Origin of the sequence: Caulobacter sp. Root1472 (assembly GCF_001426985.1) — a bacterium.
Lineage (GTDB): Bacteria > Pseudomonadota > Alphaproteobacteria > Caulobacterales > Caulobacteraceae > Caulobacter > Caulobacter rhizosphaerae.
In genome coordinates this window covers 287,889-311,847 of record NZ_LMFX01000023.1, presented here as the reverse complement: position 1 = coordinate 311,847, position 23,959 = coordinate 287,889, and the positions used below count along the sequence as shown (strand labels likewise).

At 68.0% G+C, this 23,959-nt stretch carries 19 protein-coding genes; 5 read left to right on the top strand and 14 right to left on the bottom strand.

The window, feature by feature from the left end; genetic code table 11:
* Positions 1-96: 96 nt before the first annotated feature.
* Positions 97-2,049: an RNA polymerase sigma factor RpoD gene (gene rpoD, locus ASD47_RS16520; protein WP_056758917.1), complete on the top strand. Its 1,953-nt coding sequence runs from the start codon at positions 97-99 to the stop codon at positions 2,047-2,049.
* Positions 2,050-2,197: 148 nt separating this feature from the next.
* On the opposite strand, the gene ASD47_RS16515 is transcribed toward rpoD, so the two are convergent.
* The 13 genes from ASD47_RS16515 to ASD47_RS16460 all read right to left on the bottom strand — a co-directional run bounded on the left by ASD47_RS16515 (position 2,198) and on the right by ASD47_RS16460 (position 19,758).
* Complete coding sequence (locus tag ASD47_RS16515; protein ID WP_163228827.1) at positions 2,198-2,782, bottom strand: hypothetical protein; 585 nt, start codon at positions 2,780-2,782, stop codon at positions 2,198-2,200.
* A gap of 173 nt (positions 2,783-2,955) precedes the next feature.
* Positions 2,956-3,804: a hypothetical protein gene (locus tag ASD47_RS16510; protein WP_056758912.1), complete on the bottom strand. Its 849-nt coding sequence runs from the start codon at positions 3,802-3,804 to the stop codon at positions 2,956-2,958.
* 185 nt (positions 3,805-3,989) lie between these two features.
* Positions 3,990-6,083: a cell cycle histidine kinase CckA gene (gene cckA, locus ASD47_RS16505; RefSeq protein WP_056759077.1), complete on the bottom strand. Its 2,094-nt coding sequence runs from the start codon at positions 6,081-6,083 to the stop codon at positions 3,990-3,992.
* 172 nt (positions 6,084-6,255) lie between these two features.
* Positions 6,256-7,338: a flagellar biosynthesis protein FlhB gene (gene flhB, locus ASD47_RS16500; protein WP_056758909.1), complete on the bottom strand. Its 1,083-nt coding sequence runs from the start codon at positions 7,336-7,338 to the stop codon at positions 6,256-6,258.
* An 8-nt stretch (positions 7,339-7,346) separates the two neighbouring features.
* Positions 7,347-8,102 carry a flagellar biosynthetic protein FliR gene (gene fliR, locus ASD47_RS16495; RefSeq protein ID WP_056758906.1) on the bottom strand — a complete coding sequence of 252 codons (756 nt, stop codon included), beginning with the start codon at positions 8,100-8,102 and terminating at the stop codon, positions 7,347-7,349.
* Positions 8,103-8,113: 11 nt separating this feature from the next.
* Positions 8,114-8,377: a flagellar biosynthesis protein FliQ gene (fliQ, locus tag ASD47_RS16490; protein WP_056758903.1), complete on the bottom strand. Its 264-nt coding sequence runs from the start codon at positions 8,375-8,377 to the stop codon at positions 8,114-8,116.
* A gap of 180 nt (positions 8,378-8,557) precedes the next feature.
* Positions 8,558-9,049 carry a RidA family protein gene (locus ASD47_RS16485; protein ID WP_056758900.1) on the bottom strand — a complete coding sequence of 164 codons (492 nt, stop codon included), beginning with the start codon at positions 9,047-9,049 and terminating at the stop codon, positions 8,558-8,560.
* 66 nt (positions 9,050-9,115) lie between these two features.
* Positions 9,116-9,508: a cytochrome c gene (locus tag ASD47_RS16480; protein WP_056758897.1), complete on the bottom strand. Its 393-nt coding sequence runs from the start codon at positions 9,506-9,508 to the stop codon at positions 9,116-9,118.
* 41 nt (positions 9,509-9,549) lie between these two features.
* The gene (locus tag ASD47_RS16475) at positions 9,550-11,166 is read right to left on the bottom strand and encodes a flavin monoamine oxidase family protein (RefSeq protein ID WP_056758894.1); all 1,617 of its coding nucleotides are present in this window, start codon (positions 11,164-11,166) and stop codon (positions 9,550-9,552) included.
* 303 nt (positions 11,167-11,469) lie between these two features.
* Positions 11,470-13,857, bottom strand: coding sequence for a TonB-dependent siderophore receptor (locus ASD47_RS16470; RefSeq protein ID WP_235525917.1), 2,388 nt, complete (start codon positions 13,855-13,857; stop codon positions 11,470-11,472).
* Positions 13,858-14,353: 496 nt separating this feature from the next.
* Positions 14,354-16,915 (bottom strand): TonB-dependent siderophore receptor, encoded by a 2,562-nt coding sequence (locus tag ASD47_RS16465; protein ID WP_056758889.1) that lies wholly within the window; start codon positions 16,913-16,915, stop codon positions 14,354-14,356.
* Between the two features lie 10 nt (positions 16,916-16,925).
* Positions 16,926-17,162 carry a hypothetical protein gene (locus tag ASD47_RS26690; protein WP_156402274.1) on the bottom strand — a complete coding sequence of 79 codons (237 nt, stop codon included), beginning with the start codon at positions 17,160-17,162 and terminating at the stop codon, positions 16,926-16,928.
* A 34-nt stretch (positions 17,163-17,196) separates the two neighbouring features.
* Positions 17,197-19,758, bottom strand: coding sequence for a family 20 glycosylhydrolase (locus ASD47_RS16460; protein ID WP_056758885.1), 2,562 nt, complete (start codon positions 19,756-19,758; stop codon positions 17,197-17,199).
* A gap of 175 nt (positions 19,759-19,933) precedes the next feature.
* Here ASD47_RS16460 and ASD47_RS16455 point away from each other — a divergent pair, with 175 nt between their 5' ends.
* Positions 19,934-21,538 carry a carboxylesterase/lipase family protein gene (locus tag ASD47_RS16455; protein ID WP_056758883.1) on the top strand — a complete coding sequence of 535 codons (1,605 nt, stop codon included), beginning with the start codon at positions 19,934-19,936 and terminating at the stop codon, positions 21,536-21,538.
* Positions 21,539-21,680: 142 nt separating this feature from the next.
* On the opposite strand, the gene carA is transcribed toward ASD47_RS16455, so the two are convergent.
* Positions 21,681-22,847 carry a glutamine-hydrolyzing carbamoyl-phosphate synthase small subunit gene (carA, locus tag ASD47_RS16450; protein ID WP_056758880.1) on the bottom strand — a complete coding sequence of 389 codons (1,167 nt, stop codon included), beginning with the start codon at positions 22,845-22,847 and terminating at the stop codon, positions 21,681-21,683.
* A gap of 268 nt (positions 22,848-23,115) precedes the next feature.
* Here carA and ASD47_RS16445 point away from each other — a divergent pair, with 268 nt between their 5' ends.
* The 3 genes from ASD47_RS16445 (at position 23,116) to ASD47_RS16440 (ending at position 23,946) form a co-directional block, all read left to right on the top strand.
* Positions 23,116-23,406: a DUF1272 domain-containing protein gene (locus tag ASD47_RS16445; protein WP_056758877.1), complete on the top strand. Its 291-nt coding sequence runs from the start codon at positions 23,116-23,118 to the stop codon at positions 23,404-23,406.
* A gap of 124 nt (positions 23,407-23,530) precedes the next feature.
* Positions 23,531-23,662: a hypothetical protein gene (locus ASD47_RS27975; RefSeq protein ID WP_255355526.1), complete on the top strand. Its 132-nt coding sequence runs from the start codon at positions 23,531-23,533 to the stop codon at positions 23,660-23,662.
* A 107-nt stretch (positions 23,663-23,769) separates the two neighbouring features.
* Positions 23,770-23,946: a hypothetical protein gene (locus ASD47_RS16440; RefSeq protein WP_156402273.1), complete on the top strand. Its 177-nt coding sequence runs from the start codon at positions 23,770-23,772 to the stop codon at positions 23,944-23,946.
* Positions 23,947-23,959 lie beyond the last annotated feature (13 nt).

Sequence of the window (23,959 nt, the reverse complement as noted above, 5' to 3'; positions counted from 1 at the left end):
TTGCACGGACGACAGGGCGCGATGCGCAGGCGACCCATCACGGACACATTCTCGACGTGCGCCAAGTTTCGGCGCCGCGTCGTTTCGGAGACCTGAATGAGCACCAATTCCTCGGCCGAGACGGAAGCCCCTGAAGCCACCGGCGGCGACGGGCCCCTGCTCGACCTGACCGACGCCGGCGTCAAGAAGTTCATCAAGCAGGCCAAGGCCCGCGGCTACGTCACGATGGACGAGCTGAACAAGGTCCTGCCGTCCGAGGAAGTCACCTCGGAAGCCATCGAAGACACCCTCGCCATGCTGAGCGAGATGGGCGTCAACGTGGTCGAGGCCGAAGAGGACGCCGAAGGCTCGGAAGGCGGCGAGGTCGTCGCCCGCGAGGACAACCAGCAGGTCATCACCAGCGAGAAGCCTGCGGCCTATGACCGCACGGACGACCCCGTGCGGATGTACCTGCGCGAGATGGGCAGCGTCGAGCTGCTGTCGCGCGAGGGCGAAATCGCCATCGCCAAGCGCATCGAGGCCGGCCGCGACACCATGATCCGGGGCCTGTGCGAAAGCGCCCTGACCTTCGAGGCCATCATGGTGTGGCGCGAGGAGCTGGGCACCGGCCGCATCCTGCTGCGCGAAGTGATCGACCTGGAAGGCACCTACGCCGCGATCAACGGCGTGGCCGCCGCCCCGGCCGCCGACGAGGAGCCGGCCGAGCCGGTCGACGACGAAGCCGGCGGCGAGGCCAAGGCCGAAGGTGAAGGCGAGGACGAGGACGATTTCGACGACGGCGCCGGCCCCACGGTCAGCGCCATGGAAGGCGAGTTGCGCGAAGGCGTGATGGCCATCCTCGACGCGATCGCCGGCGAGTTCGAGACCTTCCGCAAGCTGCAGGACAAGCTGGTGGGCAGCCGCCTGAAGGGCGCCGACCTCAGCGAGGCCGATCGCCAGGCCTATGAAAGCCTGTCGAACACCATCATCCAGCACCTCAAGACGCTGAAGCTGAACAACAACCGCATCGAGGCGCTGGTCGAGCAGCTGTATGCGATCAACAAGCGCCTGATCGGGCTGGAAGGTCGTCTGCTGCGCCTGGCCGACAGCTACGGCATCAGCCGCGGCGAGTTCCTGAAGGCCTATTTCGGCTCCGAGCTGAACCCGAACTGGGTCGAGCAGGTCAAGGCCATGGGCGTGCGCTGGACCAAGTTCGTCGAGAACGACGTCAACTCGGTCAGCGACATCCGCCAGGAGATCGCGGCCCTGGCCACCGAGACCGGCGTGCCGATCGACGACTATCGCCGCATCGTCCAGACCGTGCAGAAGGGCGAGCGCGAAGCCCGCCAGGCCAAGAAGGAAATGGTCGAGGCCAACCTGCGTCTCGTGATCTCGATCGCCAAGAAGTACACCAACCGCGGCCTGCAGTTCCTGGACCTGATCCAGGAAGGCAACATCGGCCTGATGAAGGCGGTCGATAAGTTCGAGTACCGCCGCGGCTACAAGTTCTCGACCTACGCCACCTGGTGGATCCGCCAGGCGATCACCCGCTCGATCGCCGACCAGGCGCGGACCATCCGCATCCCGGTGCACATGATCGAGACGATCAACAAGATCGTCCGCACCAGCCGCCAGATGCTGCACGAGATCGGCCGCGAGCCGACCCCGGAAGAGCTGGCCGAAAAGCTGGCCATGCCGCTGGAGAAGGTGCGCAAGGTCCTGAAGATCGCCAAGGAGCCGATCAGCCTCGAGACCCCGATCGGCGACGAGGAAGACAGCCACCTGGGCGACTTCATCGAGGACAAGAACGCCATCCTGCCGATCGACGCGGCCATCCAGTCCAATCTGCGGGAAACCACCACCCGCGTGCTGGCCTCGCTGACGCCGCGCGAAGAGCGCGTGCTGCGCATGCGCTTCGGCATCGGCATGAACACCGACCACACCCTTGAAGAGGTCGGCCAGCAGTTCTCGGTCACCCGCGAACGCATCCGGCAGATCGAGGCCAAGGCCCTGCGCAAGCTCAAGCACCCGTCGCGGTCGCGCAAGCTGCGCAGCTTCCTGGACTCGTAAGCGCTCGAGACCGCCAAGCCTGAATGGAAAAGCCCGCCCCGGACAATGGGGCGGGCTTTTTTGTTCGCATGAAACGGGCTGGGGACCGGCCCATGGGCCTGTCCCCAATCGAGTGTTGGGCGTCAAGCCGGAGCTACGGGACCTCTAATTATGGCTGATTGCAGATCCAGCTGTTGCCGTCCTTGGTCTTCTTGCAATAGACCGACGGCCCCGAAGTCAGCATCGCGTCGATCTTCTGCTGGCCATTAAGGTCGTAGGCGAACTTGTGATAGTGCCCGTGAGAGTCGAAGTTCGACTTCAGGGTCGCCGCGTCGCTCTTCACGGTCCCCAAGTCACTCTTCACGCTCCCCAACTGCCCCTTCACGTTGGCCAACTCGCTCTGCAGGCTGGCCAAGCCGCCGTTGACGGCCACCAGGTCGTTGGTGTTGGCGATTCCCTTCAGCGAAACGGTCGCCAGCCCATTCTTCAGGCTGTCGATCATATGGGCTTGGTCGCTGACCTGGCCCTGCAAGGTCGCCGTCTGCTGCTGTAGCGTCGCGACCTGGCCGCGCAGGATGTTGACCTGCTTGAGCAGCTCCAGCGGATCGGCGGCGCTGGTGATCGTCCCGGCGGGCATCTTCAGCAGCGGATTGGTCGCCGGCGGCTGGGCCGGGGCGGCTTGCACGGGCATTCGGATGACTGGCCGCTGGGCCCAGGCCGCCGGCGTCGACACCACCCAGGCGGCGAGGGTCAAGGCGAGGAGGATCGGACTCGGCGGTCGGATCGCGGCGTGGCTAGGCATCTGGTCGTCCCCCTGGTGAGCCGGCTCGAACCGGCGCCAGACCCTAGCACGATAGCGAACATCGATATGCGAAAAGGACGCCGCCCTGTGGCGACGCCCTTTCCGATCGATCCGGAGCGGTCGGGCTAGTTGCCGACCTTGACGTCGCCCGAGCCGGCGCCGTTGGCCGAGGCGTTGGCCCCATGGCGCGAGGCCGAGCCCGACAGGCCCAGCGAGCCGCTGTTGCCGGTCGAGCCCTGGCTGGTCGTGGCGTTGCTCGACCCCGAGCCAGTCAGCGAACCGGACAGACCGTCGCCGGTCAGGCCGCCGGCCGCGTCGGCGTCGCCGGAACCGCCCGCGCTGGCGGAACCGGCGGCGTCACGGGCCGAACCCAGGACGTTGCGGGCCTGCCCCGTCCTCCGCGAGGCGACCGAGGTCGCCCGGTCGCGCGCCGCGCCGACCGTGTTGCGACCGGTCCCGGCGGCCTGCGAGGTCGCGCCGCTGGCGTCCGGAGCCGTCAACGAACCGCTCCCGGCCCCATTGCCCGACAGGGCGCCGGTCAGGGACTGGCCGGCGGCCGAGGCCGAGCCGGACCCCGCGGCCGAACCGCTGGCGGCGGCGTTGCTGGTGGCGCCCTGCGCCAGGCCCTGGACGCCGCCGGCGGTGTCGCGGGCCCGCCGCGTCGCGCGATCGGCGTGGTCGCGGACCCGGCCGGTGGCGTCGGTGGCGCGGTCCCGCACCCGCCCAGTCGCCTCGGTGGCCCGCGAGGCGACGCCGCCAACATCGGGCGTCCCGAACTGGCCGGCCCCGGTCAGCGCGCCGCTCCCTTGTCCGGTCAGTCCGCCCAGGCCGCCGCCCAAGCCGCCGCCGAGACCTCCGCCGAGGCCGCCGCCCAGCCCGCCGCCGCCGCCGCCGAGAATCTGGGCTTGCGCCATCGGCGCGGCCAACAGCATGGCGGCGGCCGTGGCGGTCATGAAGAACGAGATCTTGCGCATGGTCTTCTCCTGAAGATGGCTCGGAGCGGCGCTTCCACCGCTTCCTGATCCGTCCAACGACGGGACCGCGCGCTTTCTTCCGGGACCTTGCGATTTTTTCTCGCCGAGCTCGGGATCGCACCCGGCTGGCGAACAGGTCCACGCCCCAGGGCCGGGGCGTGGAGGGATTTGCCAGTTGATCGGCCCTACGCCGCCTGCAGCTGCTGCTTGACCCGTTCGGCCAGGGTCTTGATGTCGATCGGCTTGGGCAGGAAGGTCACGCCCGTCTCGCCTTCCAGGAGGTCGCTGAACTCGGCCTCGGCATAGCCGCTGATGAACATCACCGGCGCGTTGCCCAGATAGGCGCGGGCCTTCTTCAGCAGGGTCGGTCCGTCGATGCCGGGCATGATCACGTCGCTGATCAGGAGGTCGATCGTGCCGGCGTGCTCCTCGGCGATGATCAGGGCCTCCTCGCCGTCGCTGGCCTCCAGCACCTCGTAGCCCCTCGCGCGAAGCAGGCGGGCGGCGACGCCGCGCACGGCGTCCTCGTCCTCGACGAACAGGATGCGGCCGGCGCCCGACAGGTCGCGCGGCGGGCGCGGCTTGGCCTCCGGGGCGGCCGCGGCGGTCGCGGCGGTCGCGGCGGCGGCCTGCTGGGCCGGGGTCGGTTCGTGCACGGGCAGGAAGATGCGGAAGGCCGCGCCCTCGCCCGGACGGCTGTGGACGTGGATCCAGCCGTCGCTCTGCTTGACGATGCCGTAGACGGTCGCCAGGCCCAGGCCCGTGCCCTCGCCCACCGGCTTGGTGGTGAAGAACGGGTCGAAGATCTTGCCCATCACCTCGGGCGGGATGCCGGGGCCGTCGTCGCTGACCTCGATGAAGGCCTGGTCCCCCTCGGCGCCGGGGAAGCCCAGGCTCTGGGCCTCGTCCTGGGTCAGGCGGGCGGTGCGGATGCGCACGACGCCGCCGCCCTTGGCCGCCCGCACCGCGTCGCGGGCGTTGACGGCCAGGTTCATCACGGCGGTCTCGAGCTGGCTCTTGTCGGCCCGCACCTGCGGCAGGTCGCGGCCATAGTCGGTGACCAGCTTGACGTCCTCGCGCAACAGGCGGCGCAGCAGGACCTCGAACTCGCTGATCAGTTCGCCCAGCTCCAGCACTTCGCGCTGCACGGTCTGCTTGCGGCTGAAGGCCAGCAGCTTGCGGACCAGGTCGGCCGCACGCACGCCGGTCTGGCGGATTTCGTTGAGGCCCTCGTACGATGGATCGCCGACCGGATGGCGGTGCAGCAGCTCGTCCAGACGCAGCTGGATGGCGGTCAGCAGGTTGTTGAAGTCGTGGGCCACGCCGCCGGCCAGCTGGCCGATGGCCTGCATCTTCTGGGCCTGGGCCAGCTGCAGCTCCATCTGCTTCTGCTCGGAGACGTCAATCAGATAGGCCACCAGCCGCCCGTCGGCGCGGTAGAGATAGAGATGGGCGATGCGGGCGGGATCGCGGGCCAGGCGCACCTCGAACGGGCCGCTCTTGCCCTCGGCCAGGCGGGTCTCGGCCTCGGCGCGGGACGGCGGGTCGATCAGGGCGCCGAACAGCGTGCCGGACGGCACGGCGCCCGTCATGGCGGCCAGGGCAGGATTGGCCTCGAGGACGCGCGAGTTGAACGGGTCCAGCCCCTCCAGCAGGGCCGCGCCGAACGGCGAAGCGCCGGAGAAGGCGTCCAGCGTGCGCGGAGCCGGGGCGGACTGGGCGACCACCGGCGCGGGCGCGGCGGTCGGGACGTAGACCTCCCTCTCGACCACGGACGGCAGGCGGACCAGCAGGCGGCCGCCGCGCAGCCGGGCGGCCTCGGCGCGACGCTCCTGGCCGGCGATGATCAACGTGCCCTCGGCGCGCTGGCCGTCGCGGGCCTTGACCAGGGCGGCGAACAGACGAGCCCCGGCCGCGCCACGGGGCAGGCGTCGGGCGTCGCCCACGGCCTGGACCCAGGCGAGGTTGGCCGCCAGCACGCGGCCGTCGGCGGCGGTGACGGCGGCCGGCTCGGACAAGGCCTCGACGAACGCCTCGGCGCCCTCGGGCTCGGGATCGCCGGTCGTGGTTGACGCGCGGATGGCCACCAGGCCCAGGATCGCCACGCCGGCGACGCCGCCCAGCAGCAGCAGGCCCGCCAGGGTGGCCGGACCGGCCCGCAGGGCGGGGGCGGCGGCGAACACCGCGGCCAGGACCAGGAACACCGCCGCGCCCCAGATCAGCAGGTCGGGGCGGCGCTTGCCAGCGCCGGCGGCGTCTGTCGCGCCAAAGTCTTTCATGGGCGCCTCGGTCATGGGGGACCGAAATCCTTCTTCAGCCTTGCGGGCATCCAGCCCATCGATTCGCGGAATAGAATAGCCTTAACCCGCTCGCAGAGCGCGATCCGTGATCGACCGCTGATTCCGTGACGGGATTATGGTGGTCCGGCCCGGTCCGCCAAGGCGCCGCAACTCAGTCCGCCCACGCCCGCTTCTTGGCCTGCTTGTTGCTCATCACGAAGCCGATGACCCTGGCCACGGCCTCGAAGTGCTCGGCGGGAATCTGCTCGTCGATGTCCATGGCCGCGTAGAGGGCGCGGGCCAGGGGCGGGTCTTCCAGCACGTAGACGCCGGCCTCCTCGGCCACGGCGCGGATCTTCAGGGCCAGGTCGTCGACGCCCTTGGCCACGCAGATCGGCGCGGCGGTCTCGCCCTGCTCGTACTTCAGCGCCACGGCGTAGTGGGTCGGGTTCATGACCACGACGGTGGCCTTGGGCACGGCCGCCATCATCCGCTGGCGCGAGCGCTGCATGCGCAGCTGCTTCTGCTTGCCCTTGATGTGCGGGTCGCCCTCGGACTGCTTCATCTCGTCCTTGACGTCCTGGACGCTCATCCGCATGCGCTTGTTGAAGCGCAGGCGCTGCCAGAACCAGTCGAAGCCGGCGGTGGCGATCAGGAAGATCAGCACCATCCAGAACAGCTTCATGCACAGCTTCAAGGACAGGGGGATGATCGCCGCCACGTCCATGCCCACCAGGGTGGTGATCTGGGCCGCGTCCGGCTTGACCACGAACCAGGCGATGAGCCCGGTGACCAGGAACTTCACGGCCGACTTGGCGAACTGCACGAAGCCGTCGGGACCGAAGACCCGCTGGAGACCCTTGATCAGGTCCAGCTTCTTGAGGTCCGGCTTGATCTTGTCGGCTGACAGGATGAAGCCGGACTGGGCCACGTTGGCCGCCGCGCCCAGCAGGCCCGAGACCACCATCACCAGCACCACCGCCGGCAGGGCGGCCATGACCGCCGTCTTGGCGATGGCGCGGATGCCGCCCTCGACGTCCATGGTCCCCGCATGGGCCAGGAACGGGGTCAGGGAATTGACCATGTCGCGGGCCAGCCAGCCGCCGGCGATGACCACCACGCCGAACGCCCCGGACAGCGAGGCCAGCTGCGAGATGTCGGCGGACTTGGGAACGTCGCCCTTGGCGCGGGCATCCGACAGCTTCTTGGCTGTTGGTTCTTCTGTCTTTGACGCGTCGTCCTGCTCGTCGGCCATGGCGTCCCCTAGTTGAACACCGCCAGGAGGTCCCGATAGTGATCGGTCCACACCATGGCGATGCCGCCGAGCGAGAGGCCCAGCAGGGAGAGGCCCAGGATGACGCTGAGCGGCGAGGTGACGAAGAAGATCTGGAACGACGGCATCACCCGGCCGACCAGGCCGGTCGCCAGGTTGAAGACGATCGAGAATACCAGGACCGGAGCCGCCAGCTGCAGGCCCAGCTTGAACGACTCGGCCACCGTGCGGACGGCCAGTTCGGCGGCGTCGCCCACCGGTACGGGGCGGCTGAACGGGAACAGGTCGAACGACTTGGCCATCGCCCCGATGAACAGGTGATGCAGGTCGGTGACCATGATCAGGGTCAGGCCCAGCATCGACAGGAAGGTGGCCACGGCCGCGCTGCTGGGCGCGCCGGCCGGGTTGGTGGTCTGGGCGAACGACAGCGAGGTCTGGATCGAGATGATCTCGCCGGCGGTGGTCAGCGAGCTGACGAACAGCTTCAGCACCGCCCCGATCATCAGTCCGACCAGCACCTCGTGCAGCACCGCGCCGCCGACGGCGCCGACGCTGCTGGGTACGGTGACGATCGACTTGGAGACCAGGGGCGCCAGCAGCAGGGCCATCAGCACGGCGAACGACAGCCGGATGCGCGGCGGCACGACGGTCTCGCCGACGCCGGGCATCAGCATGACCATCGCGCCGATCCGGGCGAAGACCAGCCCGCCAGCATAGACCTGCAGAACGGTGGCGAAGCTGTCCAAGCCCCCTCCCCCTACATTCCGGCGATCTTGGCGGCGATTTCCTTCATGAAGCCGGACATCAGCGCGCCCATCAGCGGCAGGAACAGCAGCAGGGCCACGAAGATCGCCACGATCTTGGGCGCGTAGACCAGGGTGGCCTCCTGGATCTGGGTCAGGGCCTGGAACAGGCCGATGGCCACGCCGACCACCAGGCCGACGATCAGGATCGGCGCGCAGAGCTGCAGGGTCAGCCAGATGGCGTCGCGGCCGACATCCAGGACTTCGGCTCCGCTCATCGGAAGGCCTCTACGTGACGCGCGTACGCGGGAACTGACGGTGACTCGCACCATCGTCCCTCATGGTTAACAGCCGGTTAGGGAGGATTAACAGAGGGCAGTTGCGCGCGTGGCGAAAGGTCGCCGAGGAAGATGCTGGGGACAGGCCCATGGGCCTGTCCCCATCCGTGCCAATCGATCCTACTTGGGCTTCCTCGCCGCCTGGACCTCGATCTCCACCAGCATACCCGGTTGCACCAACGAGGTGATCTGGCTGGTGATGCGCGAGGGCTTGTTGGGCTGTTCGGCGGTGCCGAAGAAGGTCTTGTAGGCCTCCATCATGCCCATGAAGTCCATCTTGCCGCCCTTGGCCGGGTCGCCGACCAGCAGGACGCGCATCATCACCACGTCGCCCATGGTCGCGCCCTGGCTCTTGAGGGCCTCCTGGATGCGCGTCAGCACGCCCATGGTCTGGGTCTTGGTGTCGCCGAAGGTGGCGGGCAGGGCCGGGTCGCCCTTGGGGTCGAGCGGCGGCGGGGTCATGCCGCTGACATAGATGGTGTCGTAGCCGGCCGGCACGGTCACCACGCTGGCGATCGGCGAGGTCGGCGCGCCGCCCCGGACGATCTCCTGGGCGTGGGCGGCGGTTCCAGCGAGGCTGGCGAGGGCGGCGGCGAGGATCAGGCGCTTCATGGTCGTCTCCAGAGACTGTCCGTTGCGAAATTCCGGGATGGCGGACGGCGCCCGCGATCCGATGCTCTAGTGGGCCTGCAGGCTGGCGGGCTTCTTGCCGGCCTTGATCGCGGCGCGAGCGGCGGCGACGTCGGAGGCGCTGACCGGCTTGCCCTTGTTGCCCCACGAGGTGCGGACGTAGGTCAACACCGAGGCCAGCTCCAGGTCGTTCAGGTCGTCCTTGAACGACGGCATGCCGGCCCGGCCGGCCAGGACCGTGGCCATCATCGGGGCCGGGTCGCCCTGGACGAACGGGTCGCCGGCCAGGGCCGGGAACGCGCCCTTCACGCCCTTGCCCGTCGTCTGGTGGCAGGCCGAGCAGTTGTCGTTGAACAGGGCCGAAGGGGTGGCGGCGAAGGCGGCCGCCGAGACGGCGGAGGCGGCCAGCACGCCGGCGAGGAAGACGATCGAACGACTCATGGAAACTCCTCAAGCAACCTTTGGACAGGCATAGCGCGACTTCAGGCCGTGAGCACGCGGGCGTGCAGCTTGCCGATCTGCTGCCAGGCCGACTCGATGGCCCCGGCCTGCCAGCCGCCCAGATAGGTCAGGTGCTCGCCGGCCAGGTAGATGCGGCCGTCGGGCTCGCACAGCACGGGATAGGCCGCCTTGCGCCCCTCCTCGCCCCACTCCGCCCAGCCGCCCAGATTGAACGGCGCCAGGTGCCAGCTGAACGAGAAGGCGTTCTCGAAGTTCTCGGCGTATTCGGGGAAGATCTTCTGGCCGGCGGCCACGGCGAAGGCCGCGCGCTCGGCCGGCGGCTTGGCGCTGATCTTGGCCGCCTCGCCGCCGAACGCGTAGTAGCCCAGCAGCACGCCCTTCTGGCCCTGCCAGCCGGTGGACGGCAGGGTGATCGTGCCGATGCCCGGCATGTCGTTGTAGATGTGGCCGCCGTAGATGTGGTGGTTCTCTTCCCAGAACCGGGTCTTCATCTGCAGGCCGATCTTGTTGACCGGCGCATAGGCCACGCCCGACATCGCCGCCTTGAACGGCTTGGAGAAATCGGCGTCGATGTTCTTGAGCACGCTGAGCGGGATCGTGCAGACGCAGTAGTCGGCGGTGATCGTGTCCTGCTCGCCGAACTTGTCGGTGTAGGTGACGACCACGCCCTTGGGGCCCTGCTTGATCTTGTCGACCACGCAGGAATAGCGGATCAGCGTGCCGACGTGCTTTTCGAAGCCCTTGGCGATCTGGTCCATGCCGCCGACCGGCTGCAACATGGTGCGCTGCTGCTCGTAGCCGGAGACCGAGCTAAGCACCCGCCAGGCGTTGGAGTGCAGCACGTCCGACAGGCTGTAAGGCGTCGAGGGCTTGCCGGGCCCCGGATCCACGCCGGCCCCGGGATGGACGTCGAAGCCGCGGCCTTCGGTGCCGGTATAGGCCAGGTCGGTCGGCGAGAGGCGGCCCTCGTTGATCATGTAGGCCACGAACAGGTCGCGGTCCGCCGCGGTCAGGGGCGCGTCGAGCTGGCCCTTGGAGGCGGCCTTGGCGATCATCTCGGCGGCGTAGCCGCGGACGTCGGCGGCGATCTGCCCCTTGCGGATCGGCTTGCCGGCCAGCGGTCCGTCGCCCTTCTCGAAATAGACATAGGCCGCGTCGTTGTCGTTGACGAAGCTCTCCAGCTGGACCCCGAACAGCTTGGTGTAGTGCAGGGTCGAGCGGTGGTGATACGGGATCCGCCACGGGCCGTGGTTGATGTAGAGCCCCTCGTCGAACTCGCAGGTCTGGTTGTTGCCGACCAGGTCGGTGTGCTGGAAGCCCTTGCGGGCCGTCTGGCAGCGGCCGCCGGCGAAGGAGCGGGCCTCGATCACCTGCACCTGGTAGCCCGCCTTGGTCAGTTCGTAGGCCGCGGTCATGCCGGCCAGGCCCGCGCCCAGCACCACGACCTTGGTCCCCTTGGCGTCGCCCTCCAGCTTGGGCGGGGCGGTCTGGGCCGAGGCGAAGCCGAAGCCCAGGGCGTCCATGCCGGCCATGGCCAGCGACACCCCGCCGAACGCCGCCAGGCCCTCGAAGAACCGCCGCCGCGTCAGCACGCCGCCCGCCTCGCTCAACGGCGCGGCCGCCGATTGGTCACCCATACTGGTCCCCGATTTTTTCTTGCCGCGAAAGACGCCTGCGAGCCAGACGATCGCCTTGGCTATGTCAGACCAAGCCGACCCGACAACAATGCGAAAAACTCGTCCGTCTTATGAGAAAACCTTCTGGCGCCGCCCCCTTGGGCGCCCGTGGCGAGGCTTGTGCGGAGAGCGGGCGGCGTGAAATTTCACGCCCGAAATCAAGATCTCGCCGCCGGAAAATCCGTCGGCGGAAATCATTGACGAAAATGCAGAAAAGCCGGGCGCGAGGCCCGGCTTTTCCTTGTTCGATACCGCTTTCGGAGATCAGAAGTTGTAGGCGAACTTGGCGTAGTAGTAGCCGCCATTGAGGCCGTACGGCGAGAAGCTGGGATAGATGTCCTGCGCACCATTGCCGTTGTCGGCGGCATCCTTGATCTGGGCGGCGCTCTTCTTCTCCGGCTGCTTGTCGAACAGGTTGTTGGCCCCGACCGAGATCTTGAACTGCTCCATCACCCGCCAGTCGATCTCGAGGTCGGTGATGAAGGCCGGCTTGATCTTTTCCAGCCAGTAAGTGCCGCCGTCATAGGTGGTGTAGCTGGACGACTTTCCGTACAGCGTCTCGTGCAGATTGACCGTCACCGGACCGCGGTTGTAGAGCGCCCCGGCTGAGACCTTGTACCGCGGGGCGGCGGTTTCCAGGTCGGAAATGGCGGACTTGTCGTACAGCGAGGCGCCGGACAGCTGGGTCGGCGCGGCGGCGATCTTGGTGACCTCCGTCTTGCCGTAGTTGGCCGCCAGGCTCCAGTCGACCCGGCCCAGGTCGCCGAAGCTGCTCGCATAGTTGATGACCGCCTCGGCCCCGCGGGTGCGGGTGTCCAGGCCGTTGGTGAAGATATTGATGCCGATGTCGGTGGCGTCGTCGGAGATCGAGTTGCCGTTCGCCGCGATCGCCGCGGCCACCGCCGGGTAGTTGACCGCGCCGCCAGCCCCGTACAGCGAGCCGCTGCCGGCGATGCGGTCTTCGATCTCGATCTGATAGACGTCGAAGGTCGCCGACAGCCCGCCGCCCGGATGGGCCACGAAACCGACGCTGTAGTTCGTCGACTTTTCAGGCTTCAGGCCGTTGACGCCCACCAGCTTGGCGCCGGCGGAGTTGGGCGCCAGTTGCACGAAGGCCGAGGTCGGCCCGACATTGGTGGCCGAATAGTATTCCTCGGCCAGGGTCGGGGCGCGGAAGCCGGTGCTGGCCGTGCCGCGCAGGGCGAAGGCCGGCGAGAAGTCGTAACGGCCGGTCAGCTTGCCGACCGTGGTGTCGCCGAAGTCGCTGAAGTGCTCGTAGCGGACGGCGGCGTCCAGTTGCAGGGCTTCCACCGGCTTGACCGCCAGGTCGAGATAGGCCGCGACGTTGTCGCGTTCGTGCTTGCCGGCGTCGGTCAGCGAGAAGCCCGGATAGGACTGCGAGCCGCCGTTATAGCGCGAAGCGTATTCGCCGGCCTTGATCTTGTAGGTCTCGTGACGCTGCTCGGCCCCGAAGGCGACGGTCAGCGGTCCGGCCAGGCCAACGTCGAAGGGACGGCTGACGTCCAGGGTGGTGCTCCATTGGGTGGAGAGGAAGGCGCCGGCGTGGAAGGCCGACTGGGTCGAGCCCGCGCCCGGCACCGACGGCGCGGCGAGATAGAGGTCCTTGTTGACCGAGTTGGTGATGTTGATCGCGTCGAAGTCCTGGCCGTAGGTCGAGCTCAGGTCCCAGTCCCAGTCGCCGAACACCTTGCCCTTCACGCCGCCGGTGACGGCGTAGTCCTCTTCCTTGATGGTCTCCATCGGGTTGAAGCCCAGCGGATAGAGCTGCGGCAGGCGGGTAGGCGTGCGGAAGTTTTCGTAGGCGCCGGCGTACTTGTGGCCGTAGGTGCCGAACGAATAGACCTCCAGGTCGCCGATCTCCACGCCGCCGTTATAGGCCACGGTGGTCAGCTGGTAGCGGGCGTCGCCCGAGATCTTGTTGGTGTGCGGATAGCCGGCGAGGATCGTGCTCCAGCCGTTGGCGGCGGTGTTTCCGCGGATCACCCGCTGGTCGTCGCCGCCCCAGTCGCTGAAGTCGTGATAGCGGGTCTCGGCGGTAAGGTTCAGGTAGGCGTTGGCGAACGGCGACAGGCCGATATTGCCCGACACGTTGCCGGTCTTGCCGTCGCCGCCGTAATAGCGGCCGGCCGTGACGTCCAGCGAGCCGCCGGAGGTGTTCTTCTTCAGGATGATGTTGACCACGCCGGCGATGGCGTCGGTGCCGTACTGGGCTGCGGCGCCGTCGGTCAGCACTTCGATATGGTCGATGGCCGACAGCGGGATGAAGTTCAGGTCGGCCGCCGCGCCGCCTTGGTAGGGTCCGCCTAGAACCGCCAGGTTGGCCGTGCCATGTCGCCGCTTGCCGTTGATCAGCACCAGGGTGTGGTTGGCGCTCAGGCCGCGAAGCCGGGCCGACAGGGTCAGGGCCGCGGTGTCGCCGCCGAACGATTGCGCATTGAACGAGGGGATCGCCTGGGCCAGGGCCGCGATCAGGTCCGGCTTGCCGGCCCGCTTCAGCGAGGCGGAATCGACGACCTGGATCGGCGCGGCGCTGTCGACGGCCTTCATGCCGGTGGTGCGCGTGCCGGTGACGATGACCGTCTCGACCTCGGTGGTGGCCTGCTCGGGCGGCGTGTCGGCGGCATAGGCCAAGCTGGCGCTCGCCATGCCGAGCGAAAGAGTTGAGATCCCGGCAAGCAGGATATTCCGCGAACACTTATTCATTAATATCCCCTGGTGGCGTTACAAACGCGCTGTGGTTTTCGCCGCCTGTGGAATCCCCCGATAGATTTTTTCTTCTTCTTGAACTGAATGCTGTCAACCGTAGGAAGAATATTTCAAGCGCTGATGACATATACAAGCGGCGGCCGACCGCCGCTGATCGAAGACTTCCTCAGGGGGTAAAGTTCGGCAATAGCCGTAACCCTTAATGAACCCCGGCATGGCGCCAGATCGGCCCGGGCGCCCCTTTGCGCGGCGCCCATGGCGCCTTTTGGCCGTCTTCTGATCATCGGCTTGGCGTCCGGGCCACAAGGAAGCCCCTCGCGCCCCCCGAAACAGGACGAGCCGGACGCGAACGCCCGGCTCGCGGACCGGCCCGATCGCGGCCCCGACATCCGAACCGTGGACGCCGGGACCGCGTCGGAACCTAGAAGCTGTAGGTGACCTTGCCGTAGTAGTAGCCGCCGTTGATGCCGAAGGGCGAGAACGAGGGGAACTGGGTGACGAAGCCGTTGCTGTTGTTCTTCAGGTAGTGCTCGCGCAGCAGGCCGTTGATCCGGTTGGGATAGCGGTTGAGCAGGTTGTTGGCGCCGACGGACACCTTCACGCTCGGCAACACCTGGTAGCCGAGGTCCAGGTCGGTGATCAGCGCCGTCTTGACGGTGGTCTTCATCAGCGCCGGCGAACCGCTGTCGTTGCTCAGGCCCGACGACTTGCCGTAGACGCTTTCCTTCAGGTTCATCGAGAACTTGCCGAGGCTCCAATAGGCGCCCGCGATGATCTTGAACTTGGGCGAGGTGTCTTCCAGGTTGGCGATCGCGATGGCGTCGAACAGGGTCAACCTCGGATCCAGGCCCGGCGGATTGGGCGCGATCTTGGTCACTTCAGTCTTGTTGTAGCTGGCGCTCAGCGACCAATCGACCCGGCCCCAGTCGTCGAAATCGCTGTAGTAGGTCGAGACGAAGTCGATTCCGCGAGTGCGGGTGTCCAGGCCGTTGACGAACATGTTGGCGCCGACGCTGTAGGTCGCATTGGTGCGGATCGAAGGATCCACGTTGACGCCGTTCGCCGTCAGGGCGGCGACGACCGCCGGCGAGACGATCCCGTTGGTCACCTTCACGCCGCCGACCGTCACCACGTTCTCGCCGTACAGCGTGCCCGAACTGACGATGCGGTTCTTGATGGTGATCTGGTAGGCGTCCAGCGTCATGGTCAGCTTGGGCGCCAGGTGGGTGACCAGGCCGATGCTGAAGTTGTTCGACTTCTCGGGCTTCAAGCCGTTGATGCCCAGCAGGCTCGCGCCCGGCGAGTTCGGCGGCAGCTGGCCGCTGATCGAGCTGGGCGAAACGTTGATGCCCGAATAGTACGACTCCGCCAGGGTCGGGGCCCGGAACCCCGTGCTGACGGTGCCGCGCACGGCGATGGCCGGCGAGAAGTCGTAGCGACCGGTCAGCTTGGCCACCGTGGTGTCGCCGAAGTCGCTGAAGTCCTCGTAGCGGACCGCGGCGTCCAGTTTCAGCGCCTCGACCGGGCTAACCGCCAGGTCGACATAGACGGCCTTGTTGTTGCGCTTGTGCTTGCCGGCGTTGACCGGCGCGAAGCCGAAATACGATTGCGAACCGCCGCCATAGTAGGTGGCCGGGTCGCCCGCCGTGATCTCGTAGCTTTCCTTGCGATACTCGGCGCCCGCCGCGAAGGTCATGGGGCCGGCCAGGCCGACCTCGAAGTCGTGGCTGACGTCGATGGTGTTGCTCCATTGGGTGTTGATGAAGCCGCCCGCATGGATGTCCGTCGGCGAATAGCCCTTGGTCGTCGTCGTCGAGGTGTCGGCGTAGAGCGACGCGTTGGCGGTATCCAGGACGTTGACCGAGTCGTCGTCCTTTCCGTAGGTCGAGCTCAGGTCCCAGTTCCAGGCGTTGGTCGCGCCGCTGACGCCGCCGGTGACGGCGTAGTCGGTCTCGGTGATCGACTCCTTGGGATCGAAGCCCAGGGGGAACGGAATGTCGGTCGCCATCTTGCCCTTGACCACGTTGGGCAGGCGGTAGTTCTCGTGGGCGGCGCTCCATTTGCGGCCGATGGTGCCGAAGCTGTAGGCCTCGATGTCGGGCGTGATCTCGTAGCCGGCGTTGTAGGCCAGCACCGTCTGGCGGTACTGGGCGTCGCCGGCGATGCGGTTCACATAGGGCCAGTTCGGCGCGTTGACGACCTGCGGATAGCTCCGGGCCGGGCTGTTGGTGGCGCCGGTGTTGTAGGGCGTGTTCACCACGCGCGGGTCGTAATCGCCGCGGAAGCTGTAGCCGTGGTACTTGGTCTCGCCGGTCAGGTTCAGGTACGACTTCTCGGTCGGGGCGATGCCGATATTGGCGGTGAAGTCGCCCGTCGTGCCGCCGCCGTCGATATAGCCCCCGCCGTTGATGATGACCTCGCCGCCCGAGGTGGCCTTCTTCTGGATGATGTTGATGACGCCGGCGATGGCGTCGGTGCCATATTGGGCGGCCGCGCCTTCCAGCAGCACCTCGATGTGGTCGACCGAGGCCAGGGGGATGAAGTTCAGGTCGGCGGCCGCGCCGCCCTGATAGGCTCCGCCGAGGACCGCGAGATTGGCCGTGCCGTGGCGGCGCTTTCCGTTCAGCAGGACCAGGGTGTGGTTGGGGCTGATGCCGCGCAGCTTGGCCGACAAGGTCAGGGCGGCGGTGTCGCCGCCGAAGGCCTGGGCGTTGAACGACGGGACGTTCTGGGCCAGGGCCTGGATCATGTCCGGCTGGCCGGTCTTCTTGAGGATGTCGGCGCCCAGGACCGTGATCGGCGCAGGGCTGTCGACGGCCTTCATGCCGGTGGTGCGCGTGCCGGTGACGATGACGGCCTCGAGTTCGGCCGTGTCCGGCGAAGGCTCGGGGGCCTCGGCCGCATAAGCATTGACGCCATAGGCGAAGACAATACTGGCAGCGGACACCCCCACGAACAGGATGCTACGCGAACGGTTAGTCATTTATACCCCCTCATGCGCTATCTAAGCGCGCTTGTTTTCTCCTCTCTGGCGTTTCCCGGTAAGCGTGTTCTTTTTGCTTCGCACGAATACTTTTAGTTTCACGTCGATGACGCGATTGAAACATTTCGTCGAAGCTGAAATTTCTGCAAGCGCCGCGACCGTCATCGGATCGTAACGAACGTCCCGAGAGGTCCTGGCGCCCCTTTGCGGGGCGCCAGCCATGATTTTTGTGCAGCGCGATGATCATGATCGTGGCGCCTTTGCGGCGCCCGAAGGTCGTCTCAGGGGACGACGACGGCCCGCCCGGCCCGCTTGCCGTCGGCCGAGCGGGCCCGCACCTCGACCTTGCCGGCGACCGGCGCGTCGGGCGCATAGGACCGCCAGGCGCCGCCATCGACGCGGTACTCGATCGGCAGGCCGGGGAACTCGACATTGGCCCGCAGCCGGCCGTTCTCGACCACCGCCCCGACGGTCGGGATGCGATAGGCCACGCCGGCCACGTCCAGCCGCGCCAGCTCGCGCCCGCCCAGCAGGTTGGCGAAGGCGGTCCAGTCGGCGTCGCGCCGGGCCCGCATCTCGGCGGTAAAGGCGCCGGTCGTCGGGTCGTAGGCCTTGCCGGGCGTGTAGGGCGTCTCCCAGTTGGCGCCGTGCCAGGCCCGCTCGGCCAGGGCCAGCATCCGCGGGTACAGCATGTAGTCGACCTGGCCGTCCGAGCGGATGGTCTCGCTCCACAGCTGGCCCTGCAGGCCGCTGAAGCGCACGCCGGGCTCCAGCGGGTGGTCGTCCTTCGAGGCCTGAGCCTTGCCGCTCAGGTCGGGCCAGAATTCGGCGTGGGCCGGCAGGTTCTCGGGCATGAAGTCGAAGACCTTGCGGGTGTCGGTGGCGCGCGAGGGCCAGTCGTAGCCGCGCTCCTTGGGATCGGCGGCCTGGGGGCTGTCGAAATAAAGGACCTCGGGCGTGGAGATCACCACCTCCCAGCCCTGGTTGGCCTGGAGGTGAGCGCTGGCGGGTCCCTCGCCGGCCAGCGAGCCCCAGTTGTTGGAATGGACCTTGGCCGGCATGCGGTCGGGCTGGGCGTGGCTCATGCCGTCGCTCCACCCGGCCACCACCACGCCCCGCGCCGCCAGCAGGGCCGAGACCTTCTCGATGAAATGGCCGCCCAGGTCGGCCGGCTTGACCCCGGTCCTGGCCTCATAAGCGGCGCAGGCCGGCGAGGCGCTCCAGGCGCCCGGCGTCTCGTCGGCGCCGATGTGGTAGCGGGTCAGCGGCTGGCCGGCGGCGGCGTGCAGGGCGGCCATCTCGTCCACCACCTTGCCGAGGAAGGCGTAGGCGCTGTCCAGGCAGACATTGATGGTGTTGTCGCTGTAGTGCTGGATGCTGCTGTAGACGGACTTGTTCTCGGCCTCGCTCAGCAGGTAGCGGCCGGCCTCGGCCTCCGGCGCCCCCTCGGCGCGCAGGCGGGCCGCCCTGGCCTCCATCGCCTTGATCGCCGCCCGCGAATGGCCTGGCATGTCGAACGACGGGATCACCTGGATGTGGCGCGCCTGGGCCGCGCGGACGATCTCGATGTAGTCGGCGCGGGAATAGAAGCCGTTGACCGGGGTCGACGGGTCCGGCCCCGAGCCCAGCTGCGGCAGCAGACAGGTCCGCTCGGTCAGGTCGTGGCAGCGGCGCGAACCGATCGTGGTCAGCTCCGGCAGGCCCGCGATCTCGACCCGCCAGCCCTCGTCGTCGGCCAGATGCAGGTGCAGGCGGTTCAGCTTGTAGGCCGCCATCTGGTCGAGGATGGCCAGGATCTCGGCCTTGGAGTGAAAGTTGCGGGCCACGTCGACGTGCAGGCCGCGGAAGTCGAAGCGCGGGGCGTCGTGGATGGCCAGCAACGGGACCGTTCGCCGGGCGTCGACCAGCTGGGTCAGCGACGCCAGGCCGTTGGCCGCGCCTTCGGGGTCCGAGGCGATGATGGCGACGCCGTCCGCCTTGATCGTCAACAGGTAGCCGCCGGCCGCCAGCTTCTCGCCGGGCGCCAGCCGGATGCGCAGCGGGACGCCGCCGGCCGCCTCGGCCGCGCCGGCCTTGGCCAGGGACGCCAGGCCCGCAGTCAGGGCTGCGCGCGGAAAGCCGCTGGTCGAGACCTTCACGCCGCGCGTCAGGTCCAGTTCGCCGCCGCGCGGGTCCAGCCGGGTCCTCAGCGGCGTGGGCAGAACGGCGGCGCGCGGGATCGGCCGGAGACTGGCCCCGGCCGCGGCGTTGACGGCGTAGACCCTGGGCGCGGTGGCCCACACCGTCGCATCGGCCGCCGAACCGCCGGCCAGCCGGGCCTCGTCGGTGAACGGCGCGACAAAGGGCAGGCCCTCCAGGCCGGTCTCGGGATCGACCACCGGCCGGGTGCTGACGATGGTGCGCGCCGCCACGCCTTCGGCCGCGACGTAGGCGTTGGGCATCGGATAGAGTTCGGACAGCTGGTGACCTTCCAGCTTCAGCGGGATGCGAACCGGGCGGCCGGCCGCGAAACCGCCGAAGGCCGCCGTCGGCGTCAGGCGATAGAGGTCGCCGTTGATATGGCTCAAGGCGAAGGCGTCGCTGTCGGCCCGCAGTATGGGCGTGACACTGCTGAAATACAGCGACCAGCCGGCGGCGGGCGTGTCGGCTGCGGTCAGGGTCAGCTCGGCCAGGTGGCAGCCCAGCGCGGGCGCGCAGGCGGCGGGGCCCGGGCGGTTGTCGAGCACCTGGTAGCGCACGTCGAGCGTGGCCGCGAAACGATCGAGCTCGCCCTGGGACGGCTGGGCGTGGGCGGCGGCCGCCAGGAACGTCGAGGCGATCAGCGCGGTCAGGCGTCGTGGCATGAAGCCTCCAGGATTTGCACACCTGCCCAGACGGGCTATCAGCTTTCGTTCCCCGATGTGAACCTGCTGGCCTGCGTACAGGGTCCTACCGCCGGCAAAAAGTGGATGTCACCGGTGTCATGATCCGTGGTAGCCAATCCGCCGAGCGCGAGTCCAACCGCGCCGGAGGAAACCCATGGATCACCTTCACCTGGATCGCCGCGGCCTGATCGCCGGCGCGGTCCTCGCCTTGGCCTCGGGACCAGCCCTGGCCGCCGCCAGACCCGGTCCCGTGGTCGCCACCACCTACGGCAAGGTGCGCGGCGCGGCCGGAGACGGCGTCCAGGTGTTCAAGGGCGTGCGCTACGGGGCCGACACGGGACCATTGCGCTTCATGCCTCCCCAGCCGCCCAAGCCCTGGACCGGCGTGGTCGACGCCCTGGCCTATGGCGCGGCCTGTCCGCAGGGCAAGGGCGAGGACGGCGAGGCGCTGAGCGAGGACTGCCTGTTCCTCAACATCTGGACCCCCGCCAAGGCGGGCAAGAGCGGCTTGGCCGACGGCCAGAAACGCCCGGTGATGGTCTATATCCACGGCGGCGCCTACAACACCGGCTCGGGCGCCAGCCCCTGGTACGACGGGACCAAGCTGGCCAAGCGCGGCGACGTGGTGGTGGTCACCGTCAACCACCGCCTGAACGCCTTCGGCTATCTCTATCTGGCCCGCCTGTTCGACCATCCGAGCGTCGCCGACAGCGGCAACGCCGGCCAACTGGACCTGGTCCTGGCCCTGCAATGGGTGCGCGACAACATCGCCGCGTTCGGCGGCGATCCAGGCAAGGTCATGCTGTTTGGCCAGTCCGGAGGCGGCGCCAAGATCGCCACCCTGATGGCCATGCCGGCCGCCAAGGGCCTGTTCCACCGCGCCGCCACCATGAGCGGCCAGCAGGTCACCGCCGCCGGCCCGTTCAACGCCACCAAGCGGGCCAAGGGCTTCGTCGACAAGCTGGGGATCAAGGACTTGGCCGCCCTGCGCGCCCTGCCCGCCGACCAGTTCCTGGCCGGGCTCAGGGCCGTCGATCCGATCGCCGGCAGCGGCGGGGTCTATATGGGCCCGGTGCTGGACGAGCGGTCGCTGACCCGCCACCCGTTCTTCCCCGACGCCGCACCCCAGAGCCTGGACGTGCCGATGATGTGCGGCAACACCCACGACGAGACGCGCGGCTTCGTCGGCTACGACAAGAGCCTGATGACCCTGACCTGGGAGCAGGTGGTCGAGAAGCTGCCGGCCCAGTTCAACGCCCGGATCGACATCGACCCGGCCACGGTGGTGGCGGCCTATCGCAAGATCTATCCGCACTACACCCCGGCCGACGTCTATTTCGCCGCCGGAACCGCCGGCCGCTCGTGGAAGGCGGCGATCATTCAGGACGAGGAGCGGGCCAAGGCCGGCGCCCCCGCCTGGGCCTACCAGCTGGACTGGCGCGCGCCCAAGGACGGCGGCGTCTGGGGCGCGCCCCACACCCTGGACATGCAGCTGGTGTTCGGCAATTTCGACGCGCCCGGGGTGATCACCGGCTCGGGCCCCGACGCCGTGGCCATGCACGAGCGCCTGGCCGACACCTTCGTCGCCTTCGCCCAGACTGGCGATCCCAACAACCCGTCGATCCCGAAGTGGGAGCCCTACACCCTGCCGAAACGGCAGACGCTGGTGTTCGACAACACGACCCGGATGGAAGATGACCCGCGAGGGGCGGAACGCGAGCTGTTCAACAAGGTCCCGTTCACCCAGTTCGGGACCTAAGTTCCTCCCCCTATGGGGGAGGCGATCGCGCAGCGATCGTTGGGGGGGAGGGATAGGATCGTCGCCCAGGGATCCGGCAAGCGGCCGAATACTCCCCCCACCGTCGGCTGCGCCGACACCTCCCCCACAGGGGGAGGACCTTCTACTTCGCCGCGTCCATCAGCCCCGCGAAGCGCTCGAACAGGTACAGGCTGTCGGTCGGACCCGGCGAGGCTTCGGGGTGGTGCTGGACGCTGAACACCGGCTTGTCGGCCAGAGCGATGCCGGCGTTGGTGCCGTCGAACAGCGAGACGTGGGTCTCGGTCACGGCCTTGGGCAGCGAGGCGCTGTCGACGGTGAAGCCATGGTTCATCGACACGATCTCGACCTTGCCGGTCGTCAGGTCCTTTACGGGGTGGTTGGCCCCGTGGTGCCCCTGTTCCATCTTCACCGTCTTGGCGCCGACGGCCAGGGCCAGCATCTGGTGTCCCAAGCAGATGCCGAACACCGGCTTGCCGCTGGCGACCAGCTTCTGGATTTCAGGCACCGCGTAGGCGCCGGTCGCGGCGGGGTCGCCCGGACCGTTGGACAGCAGCACGCCGTCGGGATTGCGGGCCAGGATGTCCTCGGCCTTGGTGTCGGCCGGCACCACCGTGGCGCGGGCCCCGACATGAGCCAGGGCGCGCAGGATGTTGCGCTTGACGCCGTAGTCGAGGACCACGACCTCGTACTTGGGCTGGTCCAGCTTGGCGTAGCCCTCCGGCCACGACCACAGGCCCTCGTCCCAGGTGAAGGTCTGGGTGGTCGAGGCGTCCTTGGCCAGGTCCAGCCCTTCCAGCCCGGCCCAGGCCTTGGCCTTGGCGACCAGGGCGTCGAGGTCGAACTCACCGGTCGGCGAGTGGGCGATCACACCGTGCGGCATGCCGGTCTCGCGGATCTTGCGGGTCAGGGCGCGGGTGTCGACGCCCGCCAGGCCGATGACGCCGCGGCGCTGCATCCAGGCGTCGAAGTCGCTGTTGGCGCGCCAGTTGGCCGCATCGGTCGGGACCTCGCGGAACAGGACGCCGCGGGCGGCCGTCTCGGCCCCGCCGCTCATCTGCTCCAGATCCTCCAGATTGGTCCCCACATTGCCGACGTGCGGGAAGGTGAAGGCGACGATCTGGGCCATGTAGGAGGGGTCGGTCAGGATCTCCTGGTAGCCGGTCATGGCGGTGTTGAAGCAGACCTCGCCGACCGCGTCGCCGACCGCGCCGCAGCCGACGCCCTGCAGGATCGTGCCGTCGGCCAGGGCCAGGACACCGGTGACGCCGGGGAGAAGGTCTTGGGACATCTCGGAAGCGCCTCCTAAACGCAGGGCCAGAACAGGCCGGTCATTGTCGCAAAAAGGCGGGCCAGGAGTAACCCCTGCCCGCCGCGCAAACGGCGGCGTGTCTAGGGGGGTATGGCAGGGGGGTCAACCCCTTCGATCGCGGGAGTCGAAGCGTGGCCCCACATTCCCGTGATCACCCAACAAGCCCCCTCGCGCGGGGAGCCCCAAAGCCCCTATGCTGGAAGGGTTAAGCGCCACAATCAGCATAAGAACATCGGGAGGACGGCCCATGCTCGAACTGCGCCCCAATTGCGAGTGCTGCGATCGCGACCTGCCGCCCGACAGCCCGGACGCGCGGATCTGCACCTTCGAATGCACCTTCTGCGCCGATTGTGTGGAAACGCGATTCTCCGGGGTCTGTCCCAACTGCGGCGGCGACCTGTCGGCTCGGCCGATCCGGCCCAGCGCGGCCCTGCATCGCTTCCCAGCTTCGCTGAAGCGCGTCTACAAGGCCCACCCGGCCTGCGCCCCCGTGCGCCCGCCGCCCCAGGAAAGGCGACCGCCGCCTGCGTGGGCGTGACGGCTCTTCAAGGCGCGGCTTCGGCGCCACAGCTGGAACAACTTGTCGCGGGGCTGCGTCCGTTCGCGCGATCGACGCGTTAACCCCTTGAGGCTCATGGTCGAGCTTCAAAGGAGTTGGTCGCATGAACCCGCCGGTCGCCCGCATCGCCCCCGTCGCCACGGATTGGTTCGGCTTGGTCGATGCTGGCCTGCGCGTGCTCTTGGCCGCCGCGGCCCCGATCAGCGCCGTGATCTTTGTGGCACAGAGTTTCTAGATCCGAGCCCGATTCAAAAAACCTATCTTGGCCTTGGGAACGTCGGGTAGCCGACATCGTTTGGCTGAGCATGGGCGGGGGCGCCCTAATTGTGCCTGTGGCTTTTCATGTCCAATTCCTATGACAATCGTTTCGAAGAACCGGCCTCGGCCGTGTCCGCGAATCTGACCGAGCAGATGCTCCACCTGACCAATCGGTTCGAGCAAGAACGCCTCAAGCTGGAGGAGCGGACGTTCCGCGTCGACGGCGGCGACGAGTTCGAAGGCGCCGGCGAGGAAGGCTGACCGCACGCCGCGT

Bases quoted from the DNA above. Each gene is read 5' to 3' on its own strand.
- rpoD (WP_056758917.1), top strand. From the start codon at position 97: ATGAGCACCAATTCCTCGGCCGAGACGGAAGCCCCTGAAGCCACCGGC.
- ASD47_RS16510 (WP_056758912.1), bottom strand. From the start codon at position 3,804: ATGCGCAAGATCTCGTTCTTCATGACCGCCACGGCCGCCGCCATGCTG.
- cckA (WP_056759077.1), bottom strand. From the start codon at position 6,083: ATGAAAGACTTTGGCGCGACAGACGCCGCCGGCGCTGGCAAGCGCCGC.
- flhB (WP_056758909.1), bottom strand. From the start codon at position 7,338: ATGGCCGACGAGCAGGACGACGCGTCAAAGACAGAAGAACCAACAGCC.
- fliQ (WP_056758903.1), bottom strand. From the start codon at position 8,377: ATGAGCGGAGCCGAAGTCCTGGATGTCGGCCGCGACGCCATCTGGCTG.
- ASD47_RS16485 (WP_056758900.1), bottom strand. From the start codon at position 9,049: ATGAAGCGCCTGATCCTCGCCGCCGCCCTCGCCAGCCTCGCTGGAACC.
- ASD47_RS16480 (WP_056758897.1), bottom strand. From the start codon at position 9,508: ATGAGTCGTTCGATCGTCTTCCTCGCCGGCGTGCTGGCCGCCTCCGCC.
- ASD47_RS16475 (WP_056758894.1), bottom strand. From the start codon at position 11,166: ATGGGTGACCAATCGGCGGCCGCGCCGTTGAGCGAGGCGGGCGGCGTG.
- ASD47_RS16465 (WP_056758889.1), bottom strand. From the start codon at position 16,915: ATGACTAACCGTTCGCGTAGCATCCTGTTCGTGGGGGTGTCCGCTGCC.
- ASD47_RS26690 (WP_156402274.1), bottom strand. From the start codon at position 17,162: ATGATCATCGCGCTGCACAAAAATCATGGCTGGCGCCCCGCAAAGGGG.
- ASD47_RS16460 (WP_056758885.1), bottom strand. From the start codon at position 19,758: ATGCCACGACGCCTGACCGCGCTGATCGCCTCGACGTTCCTGGCGGCC.
- ASD47_RS16455 (WP_056758883.1), top strand. From the start codon at position 19,934: ATGGATCACCTTCACCTGGATCGCCGCGGCCTGATCGCCGGCGCGGTC.
- carA (WP_056758880.1), bottom strand. From the start codon at position 22,847: ATGTCCCAAGACCTTCTCCCCGGCGTCACCGGTGTCCTGGCCCTGGCC.
- ASD47_RS16445 (WP_056758877.1), top strand. From the start codon at position 23,116: ATGCTCGAACTGCGCCCCAATTGCGAGTGCTGCGATCGCGACCTGCCG.
- ASD47_RS27975 (WP_255355526.1), top strand. From the start codon at position 23,531: ATGAACCCGCCGGTCGCCCGCATCGCCCCCGTCGCCACGGATTGGTTC.
- ASD47_RS16440 (WP_156402273.1), top strand. From the start codon at position 23,770: ATGTCCAATTCCTATGACAATCGTTTCGAAGAACCGGCCTCGGCCGTG.